Origin of the sequence: Carnobacterium sp. AT7 (assembly GCF_000171855.1) — a bacterium.
Lineage (GTDB): Bacteria > Bacillota > Bacilli > Lactobacillales > Carnobacteriaceae > Carnobacterium_B > Carnobacterium_B jeotgali.
In genome coordinates, this window is the sequence record NZ_ABHH01000048.1 from 1 (window position 1) to 7,500 (window position 7,500).

Here is a 7,500-nt window from a genome sequence, read left to right on the forward strand (position 1 = left end):
TCGATCAAAAATAGCCGTTACTTCTTCAGTGGTAATGGACGTTCCTAATGAGCGGTTGATTTTTTCTAATGTAATAGTGACTACTTTATCTTGAACAGCTAAAATAGATTGAGATGCAACACCAGCTACTACCGTTCCACCAGCTAGTTCAGCCATTAAAGCTGCAGCATGATCGCCAGCAGTTGTAATTGTAGCTAGATTGATCCCTTTTTCAAAACGAGAGCTAGATTCGCTTCTTAAGTTGTATTTCTTAGCCGTTTTGCGAATTGAAATAGCATCAAAAACAGCTGCTTCAATTGCTACCGTTACCGTACGATCTTCAATCTCTGAATCCAATCCACCCATAGTTCCTGCTAAAGCTACAGGTATAGCGCCATTTGTAATCACAATATCTTCAGATGTTAATGAGCGTTCTACTCCATCTAAAGTAGTTAATGCCTCTCCATCGGTAGCATGACGAACCAAGATCTCTTTTGACTGTAATTGATCATAATCAAAGGCATGTAATGGTTGTCCATATTCTAATAGAATATAGTTAGTAATATCTACAACATTATTTAAAGGGCGAATACCTGCATTCATCAATTTGGTTTGCAACCACATCGGACTTTCAGCAACCTTCACATCTTTAACAATGCGAACATTGTAGCTTGGAGCATCTTCGCTATTTTCTACAGCAACTTTAATATAGTTAGCAACTGAATCAGTTTTATCTTCTGTTAATTCAAAAGAAGGAAATTTAGGTTGTTGATCGTAAATTGCCCCAACTTCATGAGCAACTCCTCTCATGCTCAAAGCATCCGCGCGATTAGGCGTGATGGATAATTCAAGAATAGCATCATCCATTGCTAGATAAGGAAATACTGGTTCTCCAGGCACTGCATGTTCTGGCAATATATAGATGCCATCAGCATATTTTTTAGGCACAACTTTTTCAGAAAAGCCCAATTCAGCTAAAGAGCAAACCATCCCATTAGATACTTGCCCACGCATTTTACCCTTTTTGATTTTTGCATTTCCAGTGATACGACTTCCAGGTAATGCAACGATAATTTTTTGTCCAGCAGCAATATTAGGAGCTCCACAAACAATTTGTGATAATTCTTCTTCGCCAATATCCACTTGGCAGATATGCAAATGATCTGAATCTGGATGATTCACTACTTCAACTGCATGTCCTACTACAATTTTTTTCAAGCCTGTTTCCGGAATAGCAACATCTTCAATTTCAATTCCCGTACGTGACATTTTGTCTGCCAACGCTTCCGGTGTTACATTTGATAAATCTAAATATTCTTTTAACCATTGATAAGATACATTCATGTTCTTACTCCTTTACCTTGAATTGATTTAAGAAACGAACATCATTTTGATAAAAATGACGGATATCATCAATCCCGTATTTTAACATTGCAACACGGTCTGGTCCTAAGCCAAACGCATAACCACTATAAACTGTTGCATCAATCCCAGACATTTCAAGCACATTTGGATGAACCATTCCGGCTCCCAAAATCTCAATCCACCCAGTCTGTTTACACACATTACAGCCTTTGCCATTACATTTAAAACAGCTAACATCTACTTCTACAGATGGTTCAGTAAAAGGGAAATAACTTGGGCGTAAACGGATTTCACGTTCTGAACCAAATAATTTCTTAGCAAAAACTTCTAACGTTCCTTTTAAATCTCCCATTGTAATATCTTTCGCTACAACTAACCCTTCCATTTGATGGAATTGATGTGAGTGAGTCGCATCATCGCTGTCACGACGATATACTTTTCCGGGACTGATCATTTTTAATGGCCCTTTTGTAAAATCATGTTTATCCATTGTACGAGCTTGAACAGGTGAAGTGTGTGTACGCAATAGAATTTCATTTGTAATATAAAAAGTATCTTGCATATCACGAGCTGGGTGGTCTTTAGGCAAATTCATTCGTTCAAAGTTGTAGCTGTCTTCTTCAACTTCGGGTCCTTCAATGATTTGATACCCCATACCAATAAACAAATCTTCAATCTCTTCCATTATCTGCGTTAATACATGTGATTGCCCTACAGCTACTGAGTTACCTGGTAACGTAACATCAATCGCTTCATTTTCTAAATCACGGTTGATTTTTTCCATTTCTAACCGTGCTTTTTTCGCTTCTAACTGTGATGTAATTTCATTTCTCACTTCATTCACAAGTGCACCGAGGATAGGACGTTCTTCAGCAGAGACAGTTTTCATTCCTTTTGAAATTTCCGTAATTGGACCTTTTTTCCCTAGGTAGGCTACACGTACTTGATCTAGTTCTTTTAAATCTGAAGCAGCTTCAATTTTTTCTACAGCTTCCTTACTTAACAGGTGTAAATTATCTTTTAAATCCATTCTGATTCTCCTTTAAATAAATTTATAAATTACGCTCAACCGAGACCTTATTTCAGACTATTTTTAAGCACACAAAAAGCCCCATCCCTAAAAGGGACGAGGCTACATTCGCGGTACCACCCTTGTTTGAATTGAACTTGCGCTAAATTCACACTTCATTTACATAACGGCGTAGACCGGAACTTTATTCATTACTTTTAACTAGCTTAGTGTAATTCCCAAAGTCAACTCAGGAAGTGAACGTTCATTTGGTCTCTAATCAAGTGTTTTCAGCCTACGACACTTGCTCTCTAATTTAGATTCTTCAAATTACTTTTTTCCATCATTGTATTTATTGCTATTCAATTTACATATATATTTAGTTTAACGTAATCTTGACTTAAAGGTCAAGTACTTTTCAATGAATTTAATCTTCTGACACACATATCCATTCATCGGCCCACTTTTGAACATCATCCATCACTACTTTTAAGGCTTGCCCTTTTTCAGTTAAGCTGTAAGCAACTCTCATCGCTGCATCTGGATCTACTGTACGAGATACAAGACCTTCTTGTTCAAGTTCTTTTAATCGTTCTACAAGTACGCGATCACTTACATTTGGAATAGTAGCAGCAATATTTTTAAAGCGTTGAGGACCTTCTAATAACACGTCAATGATAAGTCCCATCCATTTTTTACCCAAAATAGCAAATGTGTGTTCAAATTTAGGGCAAATTTCCTTTTGCCTAGTTTCGCAAAAGACAGCTTTTTCTTCATCTTTAATCGTTATCATATCTTCTTCACCTCTTTGTTATCATTATAGCATCATTGGTTATAAATAGTAAGTAATCTATTTAGGTTTGTCAACCTTTTTTTCAATTATTGCTCTTTCATAGACAAATTTTTGTCAATTTTAAAAAAATAAGCACACTTAAGTCTTTTTTACTGCATTTCTCTCATTAAAATTGAAATTTTTAATGAGAGTGGTAAACTAGAAACTATCATAAACTATTATTTTTTGGAGGGAACACCATGACAGAAACTGAAAAAGACGTAAAAATAACTCATTCCTTAGATAACATACAAGAAGAATCAACTAAAGCTAATAAAATTCCTTATCAAGCAAGTACTGCGGAGAAACCTTTAAATATAATCAATGTTTTCGATCTTGAATTAGAAGCTAAAAAAGTTATTCCAGAAGGTGGATATGGCTATATTTCTAGTGGAGCTGGAGACTTATGGACAATTAAACAAAATATTGAATCCTTTAATCACAAATTAATTGTTCCACGCGTATTAAAAAATATCGAACACCCAGATCAAAGCACTTCTATTTTTGGAGTTGAGTTATCTACACCAATCATCATGGCTCCTGTAGCTTCACATGGACTTGCTAACGTAGCTGCTGAACCAGCCACAGCAAAAGCTGTTGCTGAATCTGGTTCTATCATGACAATCAGTTCATACGCTAATAAACCTTTTAAAGAAATTTCGCAAGCAGGTGCTGGTGCTCCACAATGGTTCCAGTTCTATATGAGTAAAGATGATGGAATCAACAGAGACATTTTAGATGAAGCAAAAGCCAACGGAGTAAAAGCAATTGTATTAACGGCCGATGCAACTGTTGGAGGAAATCGTGAAGCCGACAAGCGCAATGGTTTTGTATTCCCATTAGGTATGCCCATTGTTCAAGCCTACCAATCTGGTGTTGGACAATCAATGGATGCTGTTTATGGATCTTCAAAACAAACCCTTAGTCCTAAAGATGTCGAATTTATTGCTTCCTACTCTGGTTTACCTGTTTTTGTTAAAGGTGTTCAAACTGCAGAAGACGCTTTAATCTCATTAGCATCAGGTGCTGGTGGAATTTGGGTAACTAACCATGGTGGCCGCCAATTAGATGGTGGCCCTGCTGCATTTGATTCATTGCAAACAGTTGCCGAAGCCGTTGATAGAAAAGTTCCGATTGTCTTCGATAGTGGTGTTCGTCGTGGTCAACATGTCTTTAAGGCTCTTGCCAGCGGTGCTGACTTAGTAGCTATTGGCCGTCCAGCTATTTATGGTTTAGCTTTAGGCGGATCACAAGGTGTAAAATCTGTTTTTGATCATTTTAAACATGAACTTGAACTTGTTATGCAACTTGCTGGTACAAAAACAGTCGAAGATATTAAAAATACTGTTTTGTTAGACAACCGTCACGCTTAAATAACTAAAATAGAGCCTGTTAATGAACTTCTATTCATTAACAGGCTCTATTTTTTTGAGTACTATCTAGTCTAGATAGATGAATTTAGTTGATGCACAACATAACTACTGGAGCAATAGGATTGTACGAGGTCTGAAAAAATCATAAGACTTTAGGTTCAATATCCGTCTATTCCATAAGACTCTTTTTAGCAGCTTCTACACTCACTAGTTAACGAAGACCTTTAAAATTAACATATATCAAAAAAAGACACCATCCAAAGATGATGTCTTTTGTATTTGCGTGGCAACGTCCTACTCTCACAAAGGGAAACCCTTCACTACCATCGGCGCTAAGAAGCTTAACTTCTGTGTTCGGCATGGGAACAGGTGTGACCTTCTTGCCATCATCACCACACAATTTCAATCAAGAGAACGTTGTTCTCTCAAAACTGGATAAGTTAAAAATCGTTTTTCGTTCTGAAACCGTCTTACACCGTTTAAAAAATTTGGTTAAGTCCTCGACCGATTAGTATTGGTCCGCTCCATCTATCGCTAGACTTCCACTTCCAACCTATCTACCTGATCATCTCTCAGGGGTCTTACTCACTTACGTGATGGGAAATCTCATCTTGAGGGGGGCTTCACGCTTAGATGCTTTCAGCGTTTATCCCGTCCACACATAGCTACCCAGCAATGCCCTTGGCAGAACAACTGGTACACCAGAGGTGTGTCCATCCCGGTCCTCTCGTACTAAGGACAGCTCCTCTCAAATTTCCTACGCCCGCGACGGATAGGGACCGAACTGTCTCACGACGTTCTGAACCCAGCTCGCGTACCGCTTTAATGGGCGAACAGCCCAACCCTTGGGACCGACTACAGCCCCAGGATGCGATGAGCCGACATCGAGGTGCCAAACCTCCCCGTCGATGTGGACTCTTGGGGGAGATAAGCCTGTTATCCCCAGGGTAGCTTTTATCCGTTGAGCGATGGCCCTTCCATGCGGAACCACCGGATCACTAAGCCCGACTTTCGTCCCTGCTCGACTTGTAGGTCTCGCAGTCAAGCTCCCTTATGCCTTTACACTCTGCGAATGATTTCCAACCATTCTGAGGGAACCTTTGGGCGCCTCCGTTACACTTTAGGAGGCGACCGCCCCAGTCAAACTGCCCGTCAGACACTGTCTCCCAGCCCGATAAGGGTTGTGGGTTAGAGTGGTCATACAGCAAGGGTAGTATCCCACCAACGCCTCCACCAAGACTGGCGTCCTGGCTTCATTGGCTCCTACCTATCCTGTACAAGCTGTACAAACACTCAATATCAAACTGCAGTAAAGCTCCATGGGGTCTTTCCGTCCTGTCGCGGGTAACCTGCATCTTCACAGGTACTATAATTTCACCGAGTCTCTCGTTGAGACAGTGCCCAGATCGTTACGCCTTTCGTGCGGGTCGGAACTTACCCGACAAGGAATTTCGCTACCTTAGGACCGTTATAGTTACGGCCGCCGTTTACTGGGGCTTCAATTCTGAGCTTCGCCCGAGAGCTAACCCATCCTCTTAACCTTCCAGCACCGGGCAGGCGTCAGCCCCTATACGTCATCTTACGATTTTGCAGAGACCTGTGTTTTTGATAAACAGTCGCCTGGGCCTATTCACTGCGGCTGACCAATTGGTCAGCACCCCTTCTCCCGAAGTTACGGGGTCATTTTGCCGAGTTCCTTAACGAGAGTTCTCTCGCACACCTTAGGATTCTCTCCTCGACTACCTGTGTCGGTTTGCGGTACGGGCAGTTTGTTTCTAACTAGAAGCTTTTCTTGACAGTGTGACATCGGGAACTTCGGTACTTAATTTCCCTCCCCATCACAACTTGTTCTTAAAGAAGCAAGCATTTGACTCACTTCAAAACTTGTTGCTTGGACGCGCATATCCAACAGCGCGTATTCCTTAGCCTACTGTGTCCCTCCATTGTTCAAACAAAACAAACTGGTACAGGAATCTCAACCTGTTGTCCATCGTCTACGCCATTCGGCCTCGACTTAGGTCCCGACTAACCCTGGGAGGACGAGCCTTCCCCAGGAAACCTTAGTCATTCGGTGGACGGGATTCTCACCCGTCTTTCGCTACTCATACCGGCATTCTCACTTCTAAGCGCTCCACTAGTCCTCACGATCTAGCTTCAACGCCCTTAGAACGCTCTCCTACCATAGAACCAATGGTTCTATCCACAGCTTCGGTGTTATGTTTAGCCCCGGTAAATTTTCGGCGCAGGGTCACTCGACTAGTGAGCTATTACGCACTCTTTAAATGATGGCTGCTTCTGAGCCAACATCCTAGTTGTCTAAGCAACTCCACATCCTTTTCCACTTAACATAAACTTTGGGACCTTAGCTGGTGGTCTGGGCTGTTTCCCTTTCGACTACGGATCTTATCACTCGCAGTCTGACTCCCGGATATAAATCAATGGCATTCGGAGTTTATCTGAATTCGGTAACCCGAGAAGGGCCCCTAGTCCAAACAGTTGCTCTACCTCCATGATTCTAATTCCGAGGCTAGCCCTAAAGCTATTTCGGAGAGAACCAGCTATCTCCAAGTTCGATTGGAATTTCTCCGCTACCCACACCTCATCCCCGCATTTTTCAACATACGTGGGTTCGGTCCTCCAGTGCGTATTACCGCACCTTCAACCTGGACATGGGTAGATCACTTGGTTTCGGGTCTACGACCACATACTCATTCGCCCTATTCAGACTCGCTTTCGCTGCGGCTCCGTCTCATCAACTTAACCTCGCATGGGATCGTAACTCGCCGGTTCATTCTACAAAAGGCACGCTATCACCCATTAACGGGCTTTAACTATTTGTAGGCACACGGTTTCAGGGGCTATTTCACTCCTCTTCCGAGGTTCTTTTCACCTTTCCCTCACGGTACTGGTTCACTATCGTCACTAGGGAGTATTAGCTTGGG

At 41.5% G+C, this 7,500-nt stretch carries 4 protein-coding genes, 2 rRNA genes and 1 other annotated feature (1 of these 7 only partly in view); of the genes, 1 reads left to right on the forward strand and 5 read right to left on the reverse strand.

Going from position 1 to position 7,500, the window contains the following annotated elements; all coding sequences use genetic code 11:
* The 3 genes from pheT to CAT7_RS11440 form a co-directional block, all read right to left on the reverse strand.
* A partial coding sequence (pheT, locus tag CAT7_RS11430; RefSeq protein ID WP_007725766.1) for a phenylalanine--tRNA ligase subunit beta occupies positions 1–1,323 on the reverse strand: 1,323 nt, incomplete at its 3' end.
* A gap of 4 nt (positions 1,324–1,327) precedes the next feature.
* Positions 1,328–2,374 (reverse strand): phenylalanine--tRNA ligase subunit alpha, encoded by a 1,047-nt coding sequence (gene pheS / locus CAT7_RS11435; RefSeq protein WP_007725767.1) that lies wholly within the window; start codon positions 2,372–2,374, stop codon positions 1,328–1,330.
* Between the two features lie 89 nt (positions 2,375–2,463).
* Positions 2,464–2,709 (reverse strand) — a binding site (T-box leader).
* Positions 2,710–2,780: 71 nt separating this feature from the next.
* Positions 2,781–3,146 carry a winged helix-turn-helix transcriptional regulator gene (locus tag CAT7_RS11440; RefSeq protein ID WP_007725769.1) on the reverse strand — a complete coding sequence of 122 codons (366 nt, stop codon included), beginning with the start codon at positions 3,144–3,146 and terminating at the stop codon, positions 2,781–2,783.
* A gap of 239 nt (positions 3,147–3,385) precedes the next feature.
* Between CAT7_RS11440 and CAT7_RS11445 the strand changes: the two genes are divergently transcribed.
* On the forward strand, positions 3,386–4,558 hold the full coding sequence (locus CAT7_RS11445; protein WP_007725772.1) for an alpha-hydroxy-acid oxidizing protein: 1,173 nt from the start codon (positions 3,386–3,388) through the stop codon (positions 4,556–4,558).
* Positions 4,559–4,839: 281 nt separating this feature from the next.
* Here the strand turns inward: CAT7_RS11445 and rrf are convergent.
* Together rrf and CAT7_RS11455 are read right to left on the reverse strand one after the other, a co-directional pair.
* A 5S ribosomal RNA gene (gene rrf / locus CAT7_RS11450) occupies positions 4,840–4,955 on the reverse strand.
* Between the two features lie 91 nt (positions 4,956–5,046).
* Positions 5,047–7,500: ribosomal RNA gene (locus CAT7_RS11455) — 23S ribosomal RNA — on the reverse strand; it runs 457 nt beyond the window's last position.

Coding starts and splice junctions, on each gene's coding strand:
- CAT7_RS11440 (WP_007725769.1), bottom strand. CDS start 3,146: ATGATAACGATTAAAGATGAAGAAAAAGCTGTCTTTTGCGAAACTAGG.
- CAT7_RS11445 (WP_007725772.1), top strand. CDS start 3,386: ATGACAGAAACTGAAAAAGACGTAAAAATAACTCATTCCTTAGATAAC.
- pheS (WP_007725767.1), bottom strand. CDS start 2,374: ATGGATTTAAAAGATAATTTACACCTGTTAAGTAAGGAAGCTGTAGAA.